We start from the raw sequence: 20979 nt of genomic DNA, 5'->3' as shown, positions 1-20979 counted from the left end.
CATCTTCGGCGCGTCGGAGGACGACGCGGTCGCGAAGCGGCGGTATGTCAAGGGATCTTTCTGCGGGCGCAGCGCTTGATGCGGCCTGAATAGCACCGATTGTCGTTGGTTGATAGAAGCTGGCGAGAAATATTATCGGGAGATAAAACTCACAGAAAATAATAATTGCGGTCAAATAACAGTAAGGGAATGTGACATAATTCGTGGGCCAAGGCGGACAGCCGGCGAAGTTGACACCGTTGCGCAGAAGCTTACTTTCTGCGCAAGGAGATGTTCATGGAAAAGCACGAAACTGGCTTCCGATTGATGTCGGAAGCTGTCCAAGCTTGGTACCGTTTCTACGCAGAGTCACCTGAAAATCATGCCTCCCAGGTCCTCTGCAACGCGGCGATCGACCTTTATCACGACGGATACCTGACGGTTGACGCCATCGCGGCCTCCCTCATCGGAACATACGTTGGGATCTGTTCGACGAAGGTGAACGCGCCGACGTCCGCATCGATTCACTAACGTCGTCGGTTCAAGCCCGACCAAATAGCGTTGGAACCAGCCATTCCATTCAAGCGCAAAGGCCGCCCGAGGACGGCCTTTGCGTCCTGCTTGCCGACTTTGAGCAAGCTGCATGAGCTTCTTGTCGGTGGCCTCTTCTTCGGCAAGAGGTGATTGCAGAAATGGCACGGCATCTTCAGACCGAGCTGGTCCGCCCATGCGATCAGAGTACTGTAGATGCTATGGGGGGAGCGGCGAGGGTGTGTCATCCTTCGGCGGTCGAAAAAACCAAAAGGAGCACCCTCATTGTCGGAATCATTTGACGCGACCCGGTCCCTCGCCGCCTTCGACCAGGATACTACGTTGGTCGTCGTGGTCGAGATGAGCCTATCGAAGTGGCTCGTCGCAGCGATTGTTCCAGGACTTGAGCGCCGGCCACTCAAGAAACTTGATGCTGATCCGGAGGAACTGCTGAAGCTGTTGCATAGCTGGCGGAACGAGGCCGAGCATTCGGGACAACTGATCAAGCGGATCACGGTTGCCTACGAGGCCGGACGCGACGGCTTCTGGCTGGCGCGCTGGCTGCAGGGCCGAGCCGTCGAGGCGCAGGTGATCCATCCCTCGAGCGTTGCGGTGTCGCGCGAACACCGGCGTGCCAAGACCGATCGTCTCGACACCGAGCTTTTGATGCGCGCCTTTCTTGGCTGGCTGCGCGGCGAGAAGCGCCACTGCAGTATGGCCGTGATTCCCACAGTCGATGAGGAGGACGCACGGCGGCCGAACCGCGAGCGGGACAGCCTGGTGCGCGAGCGATCGCGGATTGTGAACCGCATCAAGGCGACCCTCGCTCGCTTCGGCATTCGCGCCTTCAAACCCATTTTACGCAATGCCAACAAGCTGGACTCTCTGCGCATCGTGGACGGCACTTTGCTGCCAGAGAACACGCGCGCCGAACTGAGACGCAATTTTGCGCGAATGCGGTTGCTCTTCGAACAGATCCGCGAGATCGAACGCGAGCGCTTGCGCCGGCTCGCCACTGCTCCCACCGCACCTGCGGCAGAGCAAGGCGCGCATGCCATGGTGCGTCTCCTCGCGCGGGTCATCGGGGTCGGCATCGAGACGGCAGACATGCTGGTCCATGAGATTTTGTCGCGCGGCTTACGCGATCGAAGGGCCGTCGCCCGGTACGCGGGTCTCACCGGGGCGCCGGACGAGAGCGGCAAGCGCCGGCGCGAGAAGGGATTGGCCCGGGCCGGCAATGCGCGCGTTCGCTACGGCATGATCCTGCTGGCGTGGCGCTTTCTGCAATTCCAGAAGGACAGCGCCCTTGCCGAGTGGTTTACGGCCCGCACCGCCGATGGTCGCGGCGGCACGCGCAAGACAATGATCGTGGCGCTGGCGCGCAAACTGTTGATAGCCCTGTGGAGATTGGTCACGACTGGTGAGATTCCGAGCGGCTTCGTTTTGCGCGCTGCCTGACGCCAGAGGAGGGAGACAGCCGATCCGGCGGGCCGGAAAAGGTCTGCTGACAAGAATCCGAGGTGGTGGTGAACCCGATCACTCACATGGCTTCTCAAGCCGCGCTGTAGAATGGGCCCGCCGCCCCGGAGCTTCGCCCAATGATGCGTATGCCTGCATCATGGTTTGCGATCCGCGAGGATCAACCGCATACAAGCTTGTGGCGCATTTGCCGCGCCTGATGGCGAGCTCCCCTCGGAATTGCCTTGTTTGCTCAGGTCTCGCCCGACCCAAACGGCCTGCCGCCGTGCTCGCGACCGTCAAGGACAAGTCGCTGCGCGATGGAGTGCCTGGCGGCCCTCCACCCTTGACTGTCACTGCGCGCCGCGGCGATCGCGAAAATAGGTCGGGACGAGGAGATGGTCGCCAATCGGCCGAACAAGGAGATGATGAGAAAATGAAATAGGAGCAGGCTTGACAATGCCCCATACAAGCGAGCGATTTCGCAATGCTCGACGGCCTGCGCCGAAGAATTCGGGTAGGCGTCGAGAGCCGCGCTGACCGCCATTCCAACAGATTCGTTTCACTTGTCTATCGGTGGCGGCAGTCAATCTGACCTTGCCCACGGGCACCGCGGTCTGGGGAAGGTGATGACGCTGGGCCGGCTTTTGGCGAGTTCCACAAGAGAGCCTACGCCAGAAAGATTGATTTCCAGGTGTTCCCGTCGGTTGACTTGAGTGACGCCGGTTCGATTCCCTTCAAGACCGAGTACTAAGGTCGTGCGGAGCGAGCGCGATCGGCTAGCTGGAGCTAACCGACCCGCTGCCACCCGTTTTGCAGCACAGCGACTCTCATTAGGCCGCTTGCCAAACCTCGTTTAAAATGCGCGCTGCCAACGCCGCCTTGTCCTGTGGCAAAAACCGCCGTAGTGCTGCTGGATCATGTCCGGTGTACTGAGGGTAAGTAGATGCCGCTATCCGTCAGGTTTTTATAAGGTCACGCATCGAGGCTACTCCGTCGAGAGCACGTTGGATGTGGGCCTGTGTATTGTAAATGTGGGGGCAAAGTCGTAACCCGCCGCTGGAAGAGGCTGCTATCCCGAATTTTGAATAAAGGGTGTCGACCACCGTTTTTTGGTTTTGCTTCGGAACCTCTATCACAACAACCCCGCCGCTCATCGCCGGATTTTCCGGAGTGACAAGGGTAGCCCCGAGATCCTTTAATCCCTGCTTTAGTTGGCTCGCGAGTTCCGCTATGCGGGCTTCTACACGCCGCGGGCCGATCTGAGTGTGAATATCCGCAGTGTCCGCGATCGCTGCGATGGCTGCATCATCGCGTTGTCCGAGCGTTTCAAACTTCTTTGCGTTGTCGAGGTCGAGTTCGACCTTAATCTCTCCAGTGTAGCCGATCGTGTTTGGCCATATTCCGCCGGCGCGTCCTTTGCGCACATAGAGGATACCGACCTCCTTCGGACCCATGAACCACTTGTGCGCGCTGGCCGAGAAGGTGTCGCATCCCATGTCGTGGAGGTTGAGCGCTGACGCGCCCCAGCTCTGAGCCCCGTCGACATGACAATGAATGCCCTTCTCGCGAGCCATCACCACAATTTTCTTGGCCGGAAGCTTCAGTCCGCTCACGTTGGAGCATTCGGTGAAGCTGACGGCCTTCGTTCGGTCGGTGCAGGCCTTGGAGAACAGCTCGACGATTTGTTCGTCACTCTCGGGTAGTCGCGGCAATGCCACGCGCACGACCTTCAGGCCAAACCGCCTGGCCCGGATATCCCACGCCTCGTTGTTCGTGACGTGGTTCTGATCCCAAATGACTACCTCGTCTCCCGACTTGAAGTCGAGACCGTTGGTGATGACGCTGTTAGCCTCGGAGGTGTTTCGAACCAGGGCGATTTCATCCGGATCGGCTCCGATCTGGGCCGCGACCTTCATTCGGGAACTGGAGAGCCGGTCGTTGAACTGCGCCCGGTTATTCAACGAAACGTCGTAGTCCACGACGCGGGTCAATTCTGCCACCTTTGATGCCACAGACTCGAAGGACGGGCAAAGGTTCGCGCTGTTCATCGGAATTGCTGTGTCCGGGAAGATGAACTGGTGGCGGACGAGTTCCCAGTACATGTCCCCGCTGATCGTGTCTGCACGTGCCGCGGACATGAGCAGGTTTGATGTCGTCGCGACTGTGGCGGCTGCGCCTGCGAACTGCATAAGCGTGCGTCTGGTCATGGAGCCCTGCATTGCACTTCTCCTTGTGTTCGCTAACGGGCTACTGGAGGTCGATGACGACCCGGCCGTCGATCTTGCCTTCCTCCATGCGCGCGAAAATGTCGTTGATGTTCTCAAGCTTGTCCCAACTGAAGTGGGACGCCACCTTCCCGTCGGCGGCAAAGCCGATAGATTCCTCAAGGTCCTGGCGTGTGCCGACGATCGAGCCTCTCACCGTGATGCGTTTGAGAACCGTGTCGAAGACGGGAAGGCTGATCATGGACGGCGGCAGTCCGACGAGCGACATCGTCCCTTTGGAACGCAGCATGTGGAAAGCCTGCTCCATAGCCTCCGGAGACACAGCAGTCACCAACGCGCCATGCACCCCGCCGACTTCCTTTTGGACCCTGGCAACTGCATCGGGTTCCCGTGCATCGACCGTCACATCCGCCCCAAGTTGGCTCGCAAGAGTGAGCTTGCTTTCGGAAACGTCGACGGCAACGACGTGCATTCCCATCGCTTTTGCATATTGGACGGCCATGTGTCCAAGGCCACCGATGCCTGAGATCATTACCCACTCGCCAGGGTTCACTTCGGTTTCCTTGAGGCCCTTGTACACGGTAACGCCAGCACACAGGACCGGCGCTGCCGGGCCGAAATCGAGTTTGTCAGGGAGGATGCCGACAAAGTCGGGGTCCGCGAGGCCGTACTCGGCAAAGGAGCCATTGACAGAATAGCCCGTGTTCTGCTGGCTTCCGCACAACGTTTCCCAACCCGTCCGGCAATGAGAGCAGTATCCGCAAGCAGTATGGAGCCACGGAACGCCGACCCGGTCGCCCTCCTTCAACCGCTTCACCGAACGACCGGCCTTGGCGACATATCCAACGCCTTCGTGGCCTGGGATGAACGGTGGACTTGGTTTGACGGGCCAATCCCCACGAGCGGCGTGAAGATCGGTATGGCAGACGCCTGTCGCAGCGAAACGCACCAGTATCTGATCATCCGCAGGGTCTGGTATCGGCATTTGCTCAATAACCAGTGGCTTATTGAAATCGAGGACAACCGCTGCTTTCATCATGTTCGGCATGGTCTTCTCCCAACGATAGGACAGCGGCCGAAGGAGAGCACCACAAGACCTCTTATACAAGTAGCATCGTGTTTGTTACACGTATCGCAGGGTTGCCCAGGTTCGTTCGGACGGCATGGCGGAGTGGCCGTCGGATTTCCCGGCCTCGTAACTTGCCACTGCGACTACGCCGCGTGCCCCTGAGCCATCGACCGTGACTGGGGGCCGGCGACCGACAATCTCCGGTGACCAGCCGCCGAACGTCGGTGCTCAAGATCGACAGGTCCTTCGTAGATGCTATCGGCCGGAATGCCGCGACAAGCCTGGTGACACCTTATCATCGAGATGACCCATAGCCTGAAACTCAAGATGGTCGCGGAAGGGATCGAGACAGTGGAGCAGGTAACGAGCCTGCGTCATTCCGGCATTCAGTTCGGACAAGGTTGGCTATACTCAAAGGCCCTCCCGTTCGAAGAATTCATGGCATTTTATGAAAAGCGCAATGCCGGATAAAGGACGGTGAGGAGATAAGTCACACGCGGCCGGCGCGCCTCGGCAGTCGCCGTCCTCCTCGCCGAACAGGGCGGCGGGCGTGGCTCCAGAAGATCCGCAGTCCCTTGCAGCCCGCTTGCACCGGCACGACTAATGCCCTCTACCCGTCCGACCTCATTGGGCATTTCGGTCCTCGTGCACCAAATACCGATAAGGCGGATCGACGTCCGCTGCGGACGCCCTTGCCCCTTACGGCAACAACTCCCTACCGGAAGAGAACCGATCCTGAAAGCATCCAGGCGCAAGCCGCCGCAAATGTCGCCATAGAGCTTATGTCGTCGAATTCGACGCTCGCGCCCCGAGAGTTGCTGGAATTGCTCCTGCTTCGTCTTCCCGTGGAATAATGGGAACAACATGTCACGGGCGGGGTTTATAAAGAGTGACCGCGCTATCCATCAGTGCGTATCCCTGTAAAGCGGAATCGGAGACCTTGTGTCGACACCGGGTTGGCTGGTCTTAGTCGTTGAACGCAACCGCATGCTGCATACTGTTGCATCGGCAGAAGAAGCCCTTGATATGCTCTTTACGAATTGGCCGGTGACAAACGGCCTCGCCTTCTTCTCGGCAATGCAGGCCTGCGCTCCTACCGTGGCAGGCACTGCAACCCAGGGAGAAGCCCAGTCCGCATTCCTTGCGGCGGCGCTTGATGCAAGCGTAGTATTCCGGCTCGCCTAGGGCTGTAGCCTCGCAGCGTGTCCCGATCGCCTGCACCCGCCGGGGCTCTTTGTTGACGAACGCGGCTTCTACGCTAGCGAAGCTCTTGCGCCTGCTCTGGTGCGTCCTCTTAATTCCACCTCAAAGGCCCCGAAAATTCGCGGGGTTTCGTTCTGCCTTTGAGGAATGCCGGGCTATGCGAAGGGCCGAGAAGTACTATGATCGCCTTCTTGAATATAATGGAATCAAGACGTAGGCCGTGGGGCGCTCGTCGCTTTGTTGAAAGCTGCGCGGGGAAATTGGGCGGGGCAGATGGGGAAGTGGAAAGACCGGGTTATAGTTACGGCTATCGTCGCAGGCGCAGCTTATCTGGCATATTACGAATACCGCGCGGGGTACTTCACAAGACCACCGATGCCCGAGGGTGCATTTTCACTTTCCTACCCAAGCGGATTCCGTGCGATCATGGTTGATGTACCCAACGAGAGAGAAACTCGACGCTATTTGGGGCTGCCGTCGGACGTTCCATTCTATCTCAGCGACGCATGGTCGTTTTGCTATCCCCCTAGCAAGGAAGAACAAAAGCAAGTCGCCGTCACCTTGAAAGAGCGAAACCGGCCAGGTGAGAGAGCAGAGGCAGTTTGCAAAATAAAAGTGGATGGCAACCCTATCGTGCGGGGAGTGGTAACGTCGGTCCCTAGACCGTGACTTTGCGCCGCTACACTCAATTGGCCGAAGGATAGCGCCTTCCACTCGTCAGACCAAAGTCCAAACGAGATTCAGGCTTCAGTCTGATTTCTTCGGCGAATAATATCAGGCAATCTCTGGTTGATCCGAGTCGCACAGCCCGAGACCCGCGCGGCGAAAGATCAAGGGCTTTCCCGGTCCCGCCGACCAGGAAAGTCCTTTTGCGTACGAGCACAGTGTGGGCCGAGAAAACTAGTAGGTCTAATCGTGAGGGCGATGTCCATAGAACTATCGCGATGCTGGAGCTCTCGGGAGGCAAGCAACCGATGGGCATAGACCTGCAAATGGTTCCTGATTCCTCCACCATCAAACTCGCGCTGAAGACGTTGTGCCGCGAGAACGGTGTCGAGCGAGACCGAAGAGCAGTCGCTGAAATCGCGATTCTACTAACATCGCTGTGGCAACAAGGCACACGCGACGGAGAAGAACTCCTGCGCCTTGCTCGTGAAAAGCTCGCAGAGGCTGCAGCAAAACCCAATGGCGGCTCATACGATGCCCGTCGGTAGGCGCACGAGCGCGCGTTATGAGGTTGGCATCTCTGAACACCAACCCACGACTGTCGAGCCCTAATCGCAACTCTGGGCCAGGTCGCGCGAATCGCAAGGTTGCCTTTGTCCTGGCCGAGAGAGCGGCTTTTCCGCCACTTGGCAAAGATGCCGGGTTCACTTCATGCGCAATGCGCTGGCCCATGCCGGCAGGAGTGGCCGACGCGTGGTCTCCGCTTTCATTGCAACAGCTTTTGCCCAGGACACGCCCGAGGCCGCCAGCCAACAATGGCGCAACGTCGCCGATCAGATCAGGCCGAAAGTGCCGAAACTTGCTGGCCTCATGGATAGTGTGGAGGAAGATGTGCTCGTCTACATGACCTTTCCCAAGCAACACTGGACCAAGCTTCACAGCATGAACCCGATTGAGCGCCTCAATGGAGAGATCAAACGAAGGACCGAGGTGGTCGGTTCGGGACCCGTCCTTCGGCAACAAGATCGGCCGCGATATCGGTTTTTTTGACTGGGCTTTGGAAAGGGCTTCGCGGAGAATCTCGTTCTCCCATGGTTGCTCCCCATGATATGCTCTTGGCCGTTATGGGTTGCATGGAGAAAATCCGACGCTCTGACGCGCTTGAGCGTTATAGACCGGGACAATTTCCATAATTTCGACAGTCCGAAATCGATAGGTTACTCCGTAGGAAACTATGAACACAAATTCATCTTCGAAAGTTAGTCCGGTACAAGCGAAGTTACGCTCACCTTCACCTTCGCATATGGATACGACTAGCATGCAATTCCTCGTGAAAAACCGCGTGATGTGAGTCAATCAGCTTGGCGTTTGCGGCGGCTAGCGACAACGGAACTGTTATGCCTCGGCGTCGCAAAGAGCCTTTTGGTTAGAGTTAGCTTTCACGTCTTTCCCACAGATATTCGGGAACTGTGCACTAAATGGTTACGCGGGCGTATTTTACCTTATCAACACTGCGCAATGCCGTGCCCGCAGAGCAATCATCACATTCAAGGCTAAGCAGCGTTGCGGCGCTTTAGCGGCCACACCTTTGGAATTATCGGGAGGCCTTTTTCTGTGACCCCAGCCAACAACATGCGTGCTCGGCAGTGGTTAGGCCAAATGATAACCCGCTCGAGGTCTCGGACGACATCAGCTTCCAATTCAGCGACCATCGTCTCGTACTCCTCGATATAAAAGCGGTCAGCACCGTCACGCCGGAAGGCTTCCAGTGCGACGCAACCCTCATCGTAGGCTTCAATAAGATTGCAAAAAAACCGCCATGAGCTGGACGCGGGCAGTTTCTGGAGCAGTTGGCGTTGCGCAGGCAGCTTGAGCATCAACCGACGCAATCCAGATTGCGCGGTCGCACGGCAGCCGTCCTTCTCCATCCAATCGTTCTCCAATGGCGATCGTCTACCCAATAACAATGTAGCAACCGCGGGCCGCCACGGAAGTAAATTACGGTATGTTCTGTTTCCGTGCCCGTTCTAACCCCACCCGTGAATTAGCGGGGCTTTTTTTGGGTCATCTCAATAAAGTTAATTGCCATGTAACTACATGTCGATAAGCTGTCATTTATATATTCTTCTAGTTGTGCACTTGTCGAAAGGAGCCCGATGAGAAGTCAATCCGCAAGCGTACACTCGCACCCCTCTCCTGCCGAGGTCCGAGAACATCTGGATCGCATACTGTCGAGCCCAGACTTCATTCTCCCCGATCGCGGGCACAGGTTTTTGCAGTTCATCGTGAACGAGACACTCGAAGGACGCGCCGCCTATCTGAAGGCATTCACTATCGCAACCAGCGTCTTCGGACGCGACGCCTCATTCGATATGCAGAATGATCCTTGCGTACGAATGGCAGCACGCCAGCTTCGTAGTGCTCTTGAGCGGTACTATCTGACGAGCGGCTCAATGGATGAGGTACTGATTGCCGTTCCGGCTGGCGGTTACGTTCCAACTTTCGCAAAACGGGCGATTGAGGGTGGCACCAGGACTGAAGATGAAGCGCAAACGGTCTGTGCCGCAGGCGCGTCATTGCCCGAGAAGCCGCCAACCGAGCCGCCAAAGCGCGAAAGCAGATTGCCTCGTTGGATCATGATCACCGCTGGAATGATTGTACTTGCCGCCGTGGTGATGGCGTCGTTCACCGAAAGAAATAACATTACATCGAAGCAGCCAGTCATGGGCGGCGGCAGGGCAACGATTTTAGTCAAGCCCTTTGCGACCAACGAAGAAACGAGGGTCTCGAATGAAGTCCTGAGTGGGCTGAAAAATGAAATCGTCGTCAATCTCGTGAAGTCCAAAGAACTGGTCGTGATCACGGAGGGCGCAAAAACCAACGCCAATGAGGCCGACACGACATACACTCTGCAAGGCAGCATACGCCTGGAGGCTGATGATGTACGAGCAATCGCACGCCTGGTCCGGGGGGCAGACGGTGCAGTCGTGTGGTCGAGCGACTATGACGTCAAGATTAAGGGCCGAAGTATTCTCGACGTCCAGATGGCGATTGCGCAATCAATCTCGGCGGCGGTTGCAGCCCCATTCGTTGCCGGTGCGGAGGGACCAGCAATGCCGAAGGTTGGGACCGGCAGCGTTCGAGATTGAGCCTCTTTTTCTCCAGAGCGCATGAGCCTCCGTCAGGCGTGGCAAGGTTTCGGTTCCGACCACACGGGCGAACGTCAATCCATCATCGCTATTATTAGCGTGTGGCAGCGGCAGTAAGACCCGCGAATATAAGTGAGTAGGTGAGGTTACGCCCGAGAGTTTTCAAAATAACTCCATTGCCCTCCGAACGGTTACTGCCCTTTTCCTGGGAAATCTTCGCCATCCTTGACGTTCTCCATTGGATGATACTTATCTATCGGCCAAGATTGTCTCTTGGAGATGATTTTGGCGGGAAAGCGCGCCGCCGCTGTTTCGCGCCTTGCCGCTCAGCAGCACATCGAAGCCGGCAAGCTGATCGAAGTCAACTTCTGCCGGGCGATTCGCGAGTTCCGACTCCTGAAACACAGGGAGCGGCACAACAGCAAGGCGCCTCAACGCTAGCCGAGATGTGCCGCTATTCGGCTCAAAGCTCATCCAGCGTGAGCACCGCGGCGTCGATGTGTGCCTCATCGAGGCTTTGAAACCCTCTCGCCGGTCATTAAAGGGTCCCACGACCTCGCTTACTACGGAGTGCCGAACCCAAGGCTGCGGCCCCCAGGTAATTCTTGTCCATCACAGCACATACTTGCCCAGTAGGTCGGCAAACACATGGTCGGCTCCTTCACTAAACGTTGCCAGACTATTCACCTTGACTTTGACTTAATAGGTCAATCAGAAATCCCTAAAGTAATGGCGAGGTTTGAAAACGTACCGTTCCCATCGGGAGAGCTCCAGCTCATCCGCCGACACCAGGAGGAGTATCGTTTTCCAGGAATTCCTTGTACTGGACAGTCTGGGTCACGTTGACGTCGATTGCGGCGGACGATTTTGCCATGAGCCGCACGCCCGGGCCCCCGTCGACGGATCCTTCGCCAAACACCATGACGCCTGCTGCAGCAATTGCATCGGCGATTGCCCGAACCGACGGGGTGTCAGGAAGGGGACCCTGTTGTGCTTCCATTCCATTGACGATCGCGACAGAAATTCCCGCAGCTTCAGCTAGGTCCTCCGGGCGCCATCGCAAGAGTGCTCGTGCTGCCCCTACTTGCTCACCTGAGATCATGCCAACCTCCGAAGTTGCGGGCGGTGGGCAACCGCGATCATGGACGGGCCTGGCCTCCGCCTGATCGTCCTTGCGCGATTGCCCATGCCTTACATCACGTCGTGGACTGATAAACCGCAGCCGGTGGCTATTGTTCCCGGGTCCAGCATCGGGGCGCCGCCAGGAAAATGGCGCCGATCCGGGCGCAACCCCGAGTTCCGCGGAACTTTGGACCGCCGCACGGGTTAGGCCCGAACCAGGCGTTTCCGCCAAGAGCTGATGATGAACGTTCAAGAGATCCGATCGAGGCGACCGCCAATTCGCCAGGCGAAAGAAAGACCAAGCGAAGAGCTGGCCGGCTTGCGATCATTCTGATCGTGGGGTGGGGCTCATGTTCTTCTTTCTCTACATTTGTATCGTTTCTTGGGCCGCGCTCGGCTCCAGCTAGAAACGCGCGCGGTATTGCCGCGCGTATGATCCGGATCACGAGAGTGGACGACTATGTCAGAGAAAATCCTTGCCGCGCCTGTCGATGACCTTGCCCGTCGCTTTGGGGCGATGATCGACGATGAACTGTTTGCTGTCATGGAACTGCTCGAAAAGGCAAGCGAGAACCCTCAGCAACCGGATCTCGATGATGTCCTGCCGAGAATTGCGCTGACGGAAAGCGAAATCGAGAAGCGGTATCCGGGGATGCTTCTGCTTCCCTATCGCAATTGGAAGCAGCAAAAGGCCGCTTCCTGATCAATCCCACCCCGAAATCTTTGTACCATAGCGTACGCTCAACGGCATCAGGTCAAGAAATACGCCTCCTTGGCGCCGATGCAGTCTATCGGTTTGATAGCGCACATAGAATTTCCTTTCCGCCGCGCTAGTTAAGCGCTGGTTTGAGGGAGGCTGTGTGGTGACCAGTTCAGGTGAACATAAGCGCGCGATCGATCCTGTAATCCATAATGTCCTTGCGGACGATGCGCCCTTGGCGGCGGAGGATTCCGCTGCGCTGCTCGATGTCCTTCTCTCAGCGCGAAGAGGTGACTTTTCCGTTCGCATGCGCTCGGATCTGACTGGTAAGACCGGCAAGATCGCTGATGCCCTCAATGACATCATCGCGGCAAATCAACGCCTGGCTCAACAGTTGGATCACGTCGGCGAGGTTGTCGGGTGGGAAGGCAGGACGAACACACGCGTGCGCCTTGGATTGTCGGATGGCTCGTGGGCGGCAATGGAAGGATCCATCAATCACCTCATTGATGATCTTTTGTGGCCAACCACTGCTGTCACCCACACTATAACGGCCATCGCCAAGGGCGACCTGTTGCAGACTGTTCCGCTCGATGTCGAGGGCCGTCCACTCAAGGGCGAGTTCCTTCGATCGGCCGACATCGTCAATACCATGATCAAGCAGTTGAGCCTCTTTACCTCCGAGGTCACGCGCGTGGCGCGCGAGGTCGGTACTGATGGAAAGCTGGGCGGGCAGGCGCAAGTGCCGGAGGTAACCGGCGTCTGGAAGGATCTGACCGAGAGCGTCAACTCCATGGCATCGAACCTGACGGCCCAGGTGCGCAACATTGCCGATGTCACAATCGCTGTCGCCAATGGCGATCTCTCAAAGAAGATCACAGTGGACGTCAGGGGCGAAATTCTGCAGCTGAAGGAAGCGATCAATACCATGGTCGATCAGTTGCGTTCCTTTGCCTCCGAGGTGACCCGTGTCGCACGTGAGGTCGGCACCGAAGGAAAGCTTGGTGGGCAGGCCCTGGTGCCGGGCGTCGCCGGGACCTGGAAGGACCTGACCGACAGCGTCAATGCAATGTGCGGCAACCTGACTGCGCAGGTCAGAAATATCGCCCAGGTGACCACAGCTGTGGCGCGTGGAGATCTTTCGCGCAAGATCACCGTTGACGTTTCGGGCGAGATCCTGGAGCTGAAGGAAACCATCAACACCATGGTGGATCAGCTGAACGGATTTGCCGGAGAAGTCACGCGCGTCGCGCGTGAAGTGGGAACCGAGGGCCGTCTTGGCGGCCAGGCGCAGGTGCATGGTGTCGCCGGGACCTGGAAGGATCTGACCGACAACGTCAATTCCATGGCCTCGAATCTGACTGCTCAGGTCCGAAACATCGCCGAGGTCTCGACGGCGATCGCAAGCGGCGACCTGTCGAAAAAGATCACGGTCACCGTTTCGGGCGAAATTCTCGAACTCAAGGAAACCATCAACACGATGGTCGACCAGCTTAACGCATTCGCCTCCGAAGTAACCCGTGTTGCGCGTGAGGTCGGAACCGAAGGGCGCCTTGGCGGACAGGCCAATGTCCGCGGTGCAGCTGGCACCTGGAAGGATCTGACCGAAAACGTCAACTCGATGGCCGGAAATCTCACCGCCCAGGTCCGAAACATCGCCGAGGTTTCAACTGCGATCGCCAATGGCGATCTGTCCAAAAAGATCACCGTCGACGTCAAGGGCGAGATTCTCGAACTTAAGGAAACGATCAACACGATGGTCGACCAGCTTAACGCGTTTGCCTCAGAAGTAACCCGCGTTGCAAGAGAGGTTGGTACCGAAGGCCGGCTCGGGGGCCAGGCCAATGTCCGCGACGTCGCAGGAACCTGGAAGGATCTGACAGATTCGGTCAACTCCATGGCATCGAACCTCACGGGCCAGGTGCGCAATATCGCTGAGGTGGCGACCGCCGTTGCCCAGGGCGACCTGTCGAAGAAAATCACCGTTCCGGTTTCCGGCGAGATTCTCGAGCTGAAGGAAACCTTGAATACCATGGTAGATCAGCTGAACGGGTTCGCCGGCGAAGTCACTCGTGTTGCGCGCGAGGTCGGAACGGAAGGAAGGCTCGGTGGCCAGGCAAATGTGCTTGGCGTTGCCGGTACCTGGAAAGACCTGACTGACAGTGTGAATTCCATGGCTGGCAACCTGACGGCGCAGGTGCGCAATATCGCCGAGGTCTCGACAGCGATCGCCAATGGCGATCTGTCGAAGAAGATTACCGTTTCCGTGTCCGGGGAAATCCTTGAACTAAAGGAAACCCTCAACACAATGGTCGATCAGCTGAACCGTTTCGCCTCGGAGGTCACGCGTGTCGCCCGTGAAGTGGGAACAGAGGGAAAACTCGGCGGACAGGCCCAGGTTCCAGGTGTCGCCGGCACCTGGAAAGATCTGACTGAGAACGTCAACTTCATGGCGTCGAATCTGACCGGTCAGGTGCGCAATATCGCCGAAGTCACAACCGCGGTCGCAAGAGGCGACCTGTCTCGCAAGATCACCGTCGACGTCAAGGGTGAGATCCTGGAGCTCAAGAACACCATCAACACGATGGTGGACCAGTTGAACGCCTTCGCCGGAGAGGTGACGCGTGTCGCGCGTGAAGTCGGAACCGAGGGCAAGCTCGGCGGACAGGCCCAGGTCGCGGGTGTCGCCGGCACCTGGAAGGACCTTACCGACAGCGTCAACTCCATGGCCGGGAATTTGACCGCCCAGGTTCGCAACATTGCCGAAGTTGCAACGGCGATCGCCAACGGTGATCTGTCGCGTAAGATTACGGTCGATGTTCGCGGCGAGATCCTGCTCCTCAAGGATACGCTCAACACTATGGTAGATCAGCTGCGCTCCTTTGCCGGCGAAGTTACGCGCGTGGCCCGCGAGGTGGGAACGGATGGCCGTCTTGGCGGCCAGGCCGTGGTGCCAGGTGTTGCTGGAACCTGGAAGGACCTTACCGACAACGTCAACCTTCTGGCAGCCAACCTGACCACCCAGGTCCGCAACATCGCCGAAGTGACGACTGCTGTCGCCCGCGGGGACCTGTCTCGCAAGATCACTGTCGATGTGAAGGGCGAAATCCTCGAACTCAAGAACACCATCAACACCATGGTGGACCAGCTGAATGCGTTTGCCGGCGAGGTGACGCGTGTGGCGCGCGAGGTCGGGACCGAAGGCAAGCTCGGCGGCCAGGCGCAGGTGCCTGGTGTCGCCGGCACCTGGAAGGACCTTACCGATACCGTCAACGTCATGGGGGCCAATCTCACCGAACAGGTCCGCGGCATCGTCAAGGTCGTGACAGCTGTGGCAAACGGTGACCTCAAGCAGAATTTGACCGTGGCTTCAAAAGGCGAGGTCGCTGCGCTGGCAGAAACGATCAACAATATGACGAACACCCTTGCGACCTTTGCCGATCAGGTGACGAGCGTTGCCCGCGAAGTCGGCGTCGAGGGCCGCCTTGGCGGCCAGGCGAATGTACCAGGCGCTGCTGGCACATGGAAGGATCTGACGGGCAACGTCAATCTCCTTGCCGCCAACCTGACAACACAGGTGCGCGCCATCGCAGAAGTGGCCACGGCCGTGACAAAGGGTGATTTGACGCGTTCGATCAAGGTCGACGCGCGAGGCGAGGTCGCCGAACTCAAGGACAATATCAACACGATGATCGACAACCTGCGTCTCACCACCGAGCGCAATACCGAGCAGGATTGGCTGAAGACGAACCTTGCACGCTTCACCAACATGCTGCAGGGTCAGCGCGACCTGACCGTGGTTGGAAAAATGCTGCTTTCGGAGTTGGCGCCGCTGGTCGGGGCGCATCAGGGGGTCATCTATCAGGTCGACGCAGAGACGGATCGTCCGGTCTTGTCGCTTCTTTCCGTTTATGCGCAGGGCCTGGAGACAGAACACCCGAAGCGGCTCGAATTGGGGCAGGGCCTTGTCGGGCAATGCGCCAGTGATGCAAGGGCAATCGTCATCACCGATTTGCCAAGCAACGTCGTTCCGATCAGTTCGGGTGTATTTTCAACATTGCCACGCAGCGCCGTGGTCCTTCCGGTTCATTTCGAGGGTCAGGTCAAAGCCGTCATTGAACTGGCCTCTGCCGGGACCTTCAGCGAGCTGCAACTGTCGTTCCTGGATCAATTGACGACCTCGATCGGTATTGTGCTCAACTCCATTGAGGCGACGATGCAGACGGAGGGCTTGCTCAAGCAATCGCAGCAGCTGGCGGGAGAACTTCAGACCCAGCAACGCGAATTGCAGCAGACAAACGAGCAGCTCGAACAAAAGGCACAGCAACTCGAGGAGCGAAACGTCGAGGTAGAAGGCAAGAACCAGGAGATCGAGCAGGCGCGCCGGGCGCTTGAAGAAAAGGCCACGGAGCTTGCCCTGACATCGAAATACAAGTCCGAGTTTCTCGCCAACATGTCGCATGAGTTGCGGACACCTCTCAACTCCATCCTGATCCTCGGCCAGCAGCTCGGTGACAATCCGGAAGGCAACCTTTCGGGCAAACAGGTCGAATTTGCAAAAACGATCCATGCTGCCGGTACCGATCTTTTGAACCTGATCAGCGATATTCTCGATCTGTCCAAGATCGAGTCGGGAACAGTATCGGTCGATGCGGAAGAGATAAGGATCAGCAGCCTTCTGGAAGCCATGGCGCGACCCTTCGGGCACGAAGCCGACAATCGAGGACTTTCTTTCGCCGTGGAGATTGCGGCAAACGTTTCCGACAGCATCATGACAGACGCTAAGCGGCTGCAGCAGATTCTGAAGAACCTCTTGTCGAACGCGTTCAAATTCACTGCCGAGGGTGGGGTGACACTGAAGGTCGCCATGGTCGAAAATGGCTGGTCGCCAGACCACCCATCCCTGAAAGCCGCGGCATCGGTGATCGCGTTTGAGGTGACGGATACCGGCATTGGCATTGCACTCGAAAAGCAGCGCATCATCTTTGAGGCATTCCAGCAGGCCGATGCGTCGACGAGCCGTAAGTACGGTGGCACGGGCCTTGGACTTGCCATCAGCCGTGAGCTCGCAAATTTGCTTGGCGGAGAAATTCAGCTTCGCAGCAATCCGGGAGCAGGCAGTGCATTCACGCTTTTCCTGCCGCTCACCTATGCCGGTTCAACGACGGCAAGGGTAGTGGCCGAAGGGACCAATGTCGTACAGCTTGCCGAGGTCGCGGCCGTTAGACGGGGCGACAAACCGGCTGAACGCTTGCTGGATGATCGTGAAGAAGTCGCGGCCACCGATTTGGTACTTCTCGTGGTCGAAGACGATCCCCATTACTCGCGTATCCTGATGGATCTTGCCCACGATCGTGGCTTCAAGGTTATCGTCGCCCAACGCGGCAGTGAAGCGCTGGCTTTGGCGCAGGAATATCAGCCGACGGCAATGTCGCTCGACATTTTCCTGCCTGACATGCTCGGCTGGAGTGTTCTCAGCCAGCTTAAGCAGAACGTCCAAACGCGGCACATCCCCGTTCAGATTGTCAGTCTCGACGACGACAGGCAGCATGGGTTGACACGGGGTGCCTTTGCATTCCTCAAAAAGCCGGCCACGTCGGAGGGGCTTGGCGAGGCCCTGTCGCGGCTGAAAACCTATGCGCAGTCACGGCGTCGGCGACTGCTCGTCGTCGACGACAACGAGGCCGAGCGCGCAAGCGTAGCAGCGCTCCTCGGCCATGACGATATCGAGATTGAAAGCGTCGGGTCAGGTGGCGACGCCCTGGCTTCCCTGAAGCGTGATCCGGCCGATTGTGTCGTTCTCGATCTCACCCTGCCCGACATGTCCGGCTTTGACGTCCTCGAGAAGATGCACGCTGATGGCGATATCGCCGAAGTTCCCGTGGTTGTCTTCACCGGTCGGGAACTGTCTCCCGACGACGACAGCCGTTTGCACAGCATGGCGCGCAGCGTCGTCGTCAAGGGCGTTGAATCGCCCGAACGGCTGTTGGACGAAACGGCGCTCTTCCTGCACCGCGTCGTTGCTGACTTACCGACCGAAAAGCAGAGGATGCTCCAGCAGCTCCATAGTTCAGACGAAAGTCTGGTTGGCGAGACGGTGCTGCTTGTTGATGACGACGCGCGGAACATCTTTGCTCTCAGCAGTGTTCTCGAGCGCCGAGGCATGAAGGTTCTGACGGCAACCACCGGAAGCGAGGCGATCGAGATTCTGGAAAGGGAAGCGTTGGTTGCCATCGTTTTGATGGACATCATGATGCCTGGCATGGACGGTTACGAAACAATGATGGCGATACGTGCCAGGCCGGGCTTCCAGAGGCTGCCGATCCTGGCGCTGACCGCAAAGGCGATGAAGGGCGACCGTGAAAAATGTCTGGAGGCCGGCGCCTCCGACTACCTGGCAAAGCCGGTCAATACCGAGCAATTGCTGTCTGCTTTGCGCATGTGGCTGCATCGGTGAGGGAGGCGGGATTGGAACGATTGAACATCCTTCTCGTGGACGATCAACCGGCGAAGCTCTTGAGCTATGAGGTCATCCTCAAGGATCTCGGTGAAAACCTGATCAAAGCTCAGTCCGCCAGGGAGGCACTTGAACATCTTCTTCGCAACGAGATAGCGGTCATTCTCGCCGATGTGTGCATGCCCGAACAGGACGGCTTCGAGCTTGTCAGCATGATCCGCGAACATCCGCGTTACCAGAACACTGCGATCATTTTTGTTTCGGCGGTCATGATGACCGAGCCTGATCGGCTGCGAGGATACGCTGCAGGTGCTGTCGACTACGTCTCCGTTCCAATCGTGCCCGACGTCCTGCGGGCCAAGGTGCGGGTCTTCACCGACCTTTATCGCAAGACCAAGGAGCTCGAGAGGCTGAACAGCGAGTTGGAACAAAGGGTCAGCCAGCGCACCGCCGAACTCGAGGCCTCATCGGAGCAACTGCGCCGGTTGAATGAGGAGCTGGAACACCGCATCGAACAAAGGACACGCGAGCGTGAGGAGGCTCTCGCGCAATTGTTCGAAGCTCAGAAGATCGACACGATCGGTCAGCTGACCGGCGGTGTGGCGCATGATTTCAACAACCTTCTGATGGCAATCCTTGGAAGTCTGAGCCTCTTGAAGAAGCGCTTGCCCGAGGACAATCGCAGCGAGCGACTGCTCGGCAATGCCATTCAGGCTGCCGAACGCGGTTCGGCCCTGACCCAGCGCCTGCTTGCCTTTGCCAGGCGTCAGGAGTTGAAGCCGACCACTGTCGATTTTGAACAGCTGTTTGCCAACATTGAAGATCTCCTCGTCAAGGCCGTGGGCCAGGGCATCGACATCAAACTAGACGTCGCCCCGGAGCTGCCGAGCATACTTGTCGATGCCAATCAGCTCGAACTTGCTCTTTTGAACCTTTTCGTCAATGCGCGCGACGCGATGGATGGGGCGGGCACCATCATCCTCCAGGTAGATGCTGCCGATCACCCGGGATCACTAAGCGATGGTCGCTACGTGCGTATCCGCGTCACGGACGATGGCCCCGGAATGGACGAACCAACGCTTGCGCGGGCAACTGAGCCGTTTTTCACGACGAAGGGGCCAGGAAAAGGCACCGGTCTCGGACTATCGATGGTCCAGGGTCTGGCTGCCCAATCCGGCGGGGCGCTCGAGCTGGCAAGCAGGCCGGGGGCTGGGACATCCGTGAGTGTCTGGTTGCCGGTTGCCGACACGTCGAGCGATCCGGTTGCGGGTGGGCGTGTTGACGGTGCCTCCGATGCCCCGCCGCTGTCAGGAGAGCTTACTGTCCTTGTGGTGGACGACGATCCATTGGTCAGTATGGGAACCGTGGCGATGCTGGAGGACCTCGGTCACATCGCCGTTGAAGTGACCTCGGCATCGCAGGCCTTGCAGCTTCTTGGGGAAGAAAAGCGTTTTGATATTGTGATTACTGATCATTCCATGCCCGGTATGACCGGAGCCGAGCTTTCCCGAATTATACTCGACTCCTTCTCGTCGCTTCCGATCATACTGGCATCCGGCTATGCTGAGTTGCCCGACGATCAGGAGCTAACTGAACTGATCAGACTGACCAAACCCTTCTCGCAGGCCCAGCTGAAGGAAGCCCTCCAGCAGGCAAAAACTCCCCAAGGGTCGACCGTGCAGTCGGGCCGCCATTGATAGTCGCTCACCAGGACAAACGCGTCGCTCAGTCCGGCGTCAACCGATCTACCGGTCGGGAATTGACGCGGTTGTGGACGCGTCAATGTCATGACGCCCAAATGGATTGATAGCGACGAGTATCGACAAGACACCAGCCAATAACCAGACACCGATAAGAGCGGGCTTGAGCGTCATAGAAACACCTTTGGGCGCGAACGCCAGACAAATCGCGCGATCTCTGTTTGACAGCCAACTCTTAGAAAAAAGTGAATTGCAGGTTTCGCTTCGCGATTTCGGCTGTGCCTGGCAACCAACAGAATTCATGTGTTTCGTTCGGACATGCTGCGACGATTACCGATCACAGATTGGCAAAGATCAATTCTCGTTGGCCCGGCCGGCTGACTCTATCTGTTCCTGGAACAAAGGGCTGCGAGCGTGGTCAAAAGGATCAGGGGGGCGAGCCGGATCACTCGACTGTCGGGCGTCGAAACCGTTGTCGCCATCTTGTCGACGGCATGTGCGATCTCGTCGATCTCGAGCCGCAACCGCGTAATTTCCTCCTGAGCAAAGAGGAGAGCTTGTTCGCGTCCCGTCTTTTCAAACCGAGCCCGCGAGGGAGGATTTGCCGTCTTAAGGTCCTCTTCGTCGGCTGGCGACCAACCGTCTCTGTTCGTTGAACCCTGCATTGAACTCCCCTGTAACTTTCCCGGAAACGGCCCGCGGAAGAGCCGCTTTCTG

Annotated in this window: 15 protein-coding genes and 3 pseudogenes; 11 read left to right on the top strand and 7 right to left on the bottom strand. The window is 57.9% G+C overall.

What is annotated here, in order from left to right:
- Positions 1-276 precede the first annotated feature (276 nt).
- On the top strand, positions 277-510 hold the full coding sequence (locus AF71_RS26265) for a hypothetical protein (RefSeq protein ID WP_029792545.1): 234 nt from the start codon (positions 277-279) through the stop codon (positions 508-510).
- A 60-nt stretch (positions 511-570) separates the two neighbouring features.
- Here AF71_RS26265 and AF71_RS31915 read toward each other — a convergent pair.
- Positions 571-725: pseudogene (locus tag AF71_RS31915) on the bottom strand (DUF892 family protein); the annotation flags it as partial.
- A 70-nt stretch (positions 726-795) separates the two neighbouring features.
- On the opposite strand from AF71_RS31915, the gene AF71_RS26260 reads away from it, so the two are divergent.
- Complete coding sequence (locus tag AF71_RS26260) at positions 796-1968, top strand: IS110 family transposase (RefSeq protein WP_029792547.1); 1173 nt, start codon at positions 796-798, stop codon at positions 1966-1968.
- 959 nt (positions 1969-2927) lie between these two features.
- On the opposite strand, the gene AF71_RS26255 is transcribed toward AF71_RS26260, so the two are convergent.
- The 3 genes and pseudogenes from AF71_RS26255 to AF71_RS31910 all read right to left on the bottom strand — a co-directional run.
- Positions 2928-4178, bottom strand: a complete 1251-nt coding sequence (locus tag AF71_RS26255) for an aminotransferase class V-fold PLP-dependent enzyme (protein ID WP_169683801.1) — start codon at positions 4176-4178, stop codon at positions 2928-2930.
- 40 nt (positions 4179-4218) lie between these two features.
- Positions 4219-5244, bottom strand: a complete 1026-nt coding sequence (gene adhP, locus AF71_RS26250) for an alcohol dehydrogenase AdhP (protein ID WP_029792551.1) — start codon at positions 5242-5244, stop codon at positions 4219-4221.
- A 108-nt stretch (positions 5245-5352) separates the two neighbouring features.
- Positions 5353-5472, bottom strand: a pseudogene (locus AF71_RS31910) (DNA polymerase IV); the annotation flags it as partial.
- A 96-nt stretch (positions 5473-5568) separates the two neighbouring features.
- Between AF71_RS31910 and AF71_RS32300 the strand changes: the two are divergent.
- From AF71_RS32300 to AF71_RS26230, 4 genes and pseudogenes are all read left to right on the top strand, one after another.
- Positions 5569-5736, top strand: a complete 168-nt coding sequence (locus tag AF71_RS32300; RefSeq protein ID WP_348644149.1) for an EAL domain-containing protein — start codon at positions 5569-5571, stop codon at positions 5734-5736.
- Positions 5737-6207: 471 nt separating this feature from the next.
- Positions 6208-6450 carry a DUF982 domain-containing protein gene (locus AF71_RS26240; RefSeq protein WP_029792764.1) on the top strand — a complete coding sequence of 81 codons (243 nt, stop codon included), beginning with the start codon at positions 6208-6210 and terminating at the stop codon, positions 6448-6450.
- Between the two features lie 962 nt (positions 6451-7412).
- Entirely contained in the window at positions 7413-7682 is a 270-nt protein-coding gene (locus AF71_RS26235) for a hypothetical protein (protein WP_246733811.1), read from the top strand.
- Positions 7683-7812: 130 nt separating this feature from the next.
- Positions 7813-8133 (top strand): annotated as a pseudogene (locus AF71_RS26230) (IS256 family transposase); the annotation flags it as partial.
- A gap of 554 nt (positions 8134-8687) precedes the next feature.
- Here AF71_RS26230 and AF71_RS26225 read toward each other — a convergent pair.
- Positions 8688-9062, bottom strand: coding sequence for a nodulation protein (locus AF71_RS26225; protein WP_246733810.1), 375 nt, complete (start codon positions 9060-9062; stop codon positions 8688-8690).
- 357 nt (positions 9063-9419) lie between these two features.
- Between AF71_RS26225 and AF71_RS26220 the strand changes: the two genes are divergently transcribed.
- The gene (locus AF71_RS26220; protein ID WP_348644148.1) at positions 9420-10283 is read left to right on the top strand and encodes a hypothetical protein; all 864 of its coding nucleotides are present in this window, start codon (positions 9420-9422) and stop codon (positions 10281-10283) included.
- Positions 10284-10568: 285 nt separating this feature from the next.
- Positions 10569-10724, top strand: a complete 156-nt coding sequence (locus tag AF71_RS31905) for a hypothetical protein (protein WP_246733808.1) — start codon at positions 10569-10571, stop codon at positions 10722-10724.
- 334 nt (positions 10725-11058) lie between these two features.
- Here the strand turns inward: AF71_RS31905 and AF71_RS26210 are convergent, their stop codons facing one another.
- Complete coding sequence (locus AF71_RS26210; RefSeq protein ID WP_029792586.1) at positions 11059-11385, bottom strand: hypothetical protein; 327 nt, start codon at positions 11383-11385, stop codon at positions 11059-11061.
- Positions 11386-11865: 480 nt separating this feature from the next.
- Here AF71_RS26210 and AF71_RS26205 point away from each other — a divergent pair, with 480 nt between their 5' ends.
- The 3 genes from AF71_RS26205 (at position 11866) to AF71_RS26195 (ending at position 20259) form a co-directional block, all read left to right on the top strand.
- Positions 11866-12108, top strand: coding sequence for a hypothetical protein (locus tag AF71_RS26205; RefSeq protein WP_029792585.1), 243 nt, complete (start codon positions 11866-11868; stop codon positions 12106-12108).
- Between the two features lie 202 nt (positions 12109-12310).
- Positions 12311-18562 (top strand): HAMP domain-containing protein, encoded by a 6252-nt coding sequence (locus AF71_RS26200; protein WP_192241897.1) that lies wholly within the window; start codon positions 12311-12313, stop codon positions 18560-18562.
- Between the two features lie 11 nt (positions 18563-18573).
- Positions 18574-20259 (top strand): response regulator, encoded by a 1686-nt coding sequence (locus AF71_RS26195; protein WP_029792582.1) that lies wholly within the window; start codon positions 18574-18576, stop codon positions 20257-20259.
- 386 nt (positions 20260-20645) lie between these two features.
- Here AF71_RS26195 and AF71_RS26190 read toward each other — a convergent pair whose 3' ends face one another.
- Complete coding sequence (locus AF71_RS26190; RefSeq protein WP_029792581.1) at positions 20646-20927, bottom strand: hypothetical protein; 282 nt, start codon at positions 20925-20927, stop codon at positions 20646-20648.
- Positions 20928-20979 lie beyond the last annotated feature (52 nt).

It is taken from the genome of Rhizobium sp. 57MFTsu3.2 (assembly GCF_012932765.1).
In the GTDB taxonomy this organism is placed as follows: Bacteria; Pseudomonadota; Alphaproteobacteria; order Rhizobiales; family Rhizobiaceae; genus Rhizobium; species Rhizobium altiplani.
This window is presented reverse-complemented; position numbering and strand designations above follow the sequence as displayed.

What these genes read in the sequence shown, in the direction of transcription:
- adhP (WP_029792551.1), bottom strand. Translation starts at nt 5,244, where the DNA reads ATGCCGAACATGATGAAAGCAGCGGTTGTCCTCGATTTCAATAAGCCA.
- AF71_RS26190 (WP_029792581.1), bottom strand. Translation starts at nt 20,927, where the DNA reads ATGCAGGGTTCAACGAACAGAGACGGTTGGTCGCCAGCCGACGAAGAG.
- AF71_RS26210 (WP_029792586.1), bottom strand. Translation starts at nt 11,385, where the DNA reads ATGATCTCAGGTGAGCAAGTAGGGGCAGCACGAGCACTCTTGCGATGG.
- AF71_RS26255 (WP_169683801.1), bottom strand. Translation starts at nt 4,178, where the DNA reads ATGACCAGACGCACGCTTATGCAGTTCGCAGGCGCAGCCGCCACAGTC.
- AF71_RS32300 (WP_348644149.1), top strand. Translation starts at nt 5,569, where the DNA reads ATGACCCATAGCCTGAAACTCAAGATGGTCGCGGAAGGGATCGAGACA.
- AF71_RS26265 (WP_029792545.1), top strand. Translation starts at nt 277, where the DNA reads ATGGAAAAGCACGAAACTGGCTTCCGATTGATGTCGGAAGCTGTCCAA.
- AF71_RS26235 (WP_246733811.1), top strand. Translation starts at nt 7,413, where the DNA reads ATGCTGGAGCTCTCGGGAGGCAAGCAACCGATGGGCATAGACCTGCAA.
- AF71_RS26225 (WP_246733810.1), bottom strand. Translation starts at nt 9,062, where the DNA reads ATGGAGAAGGACGGCTGCCGTGCGACCGCGCAATCTGGATTGCGTCGG.
- AF71_RS26205 (WP_029792585.1), top strand. Translation starts at nt 11,866, where the DNA reads ATGTCAGAGAAAATCCTTGCCGCGCCTGTCGATGACCTTGCCCGTCGC.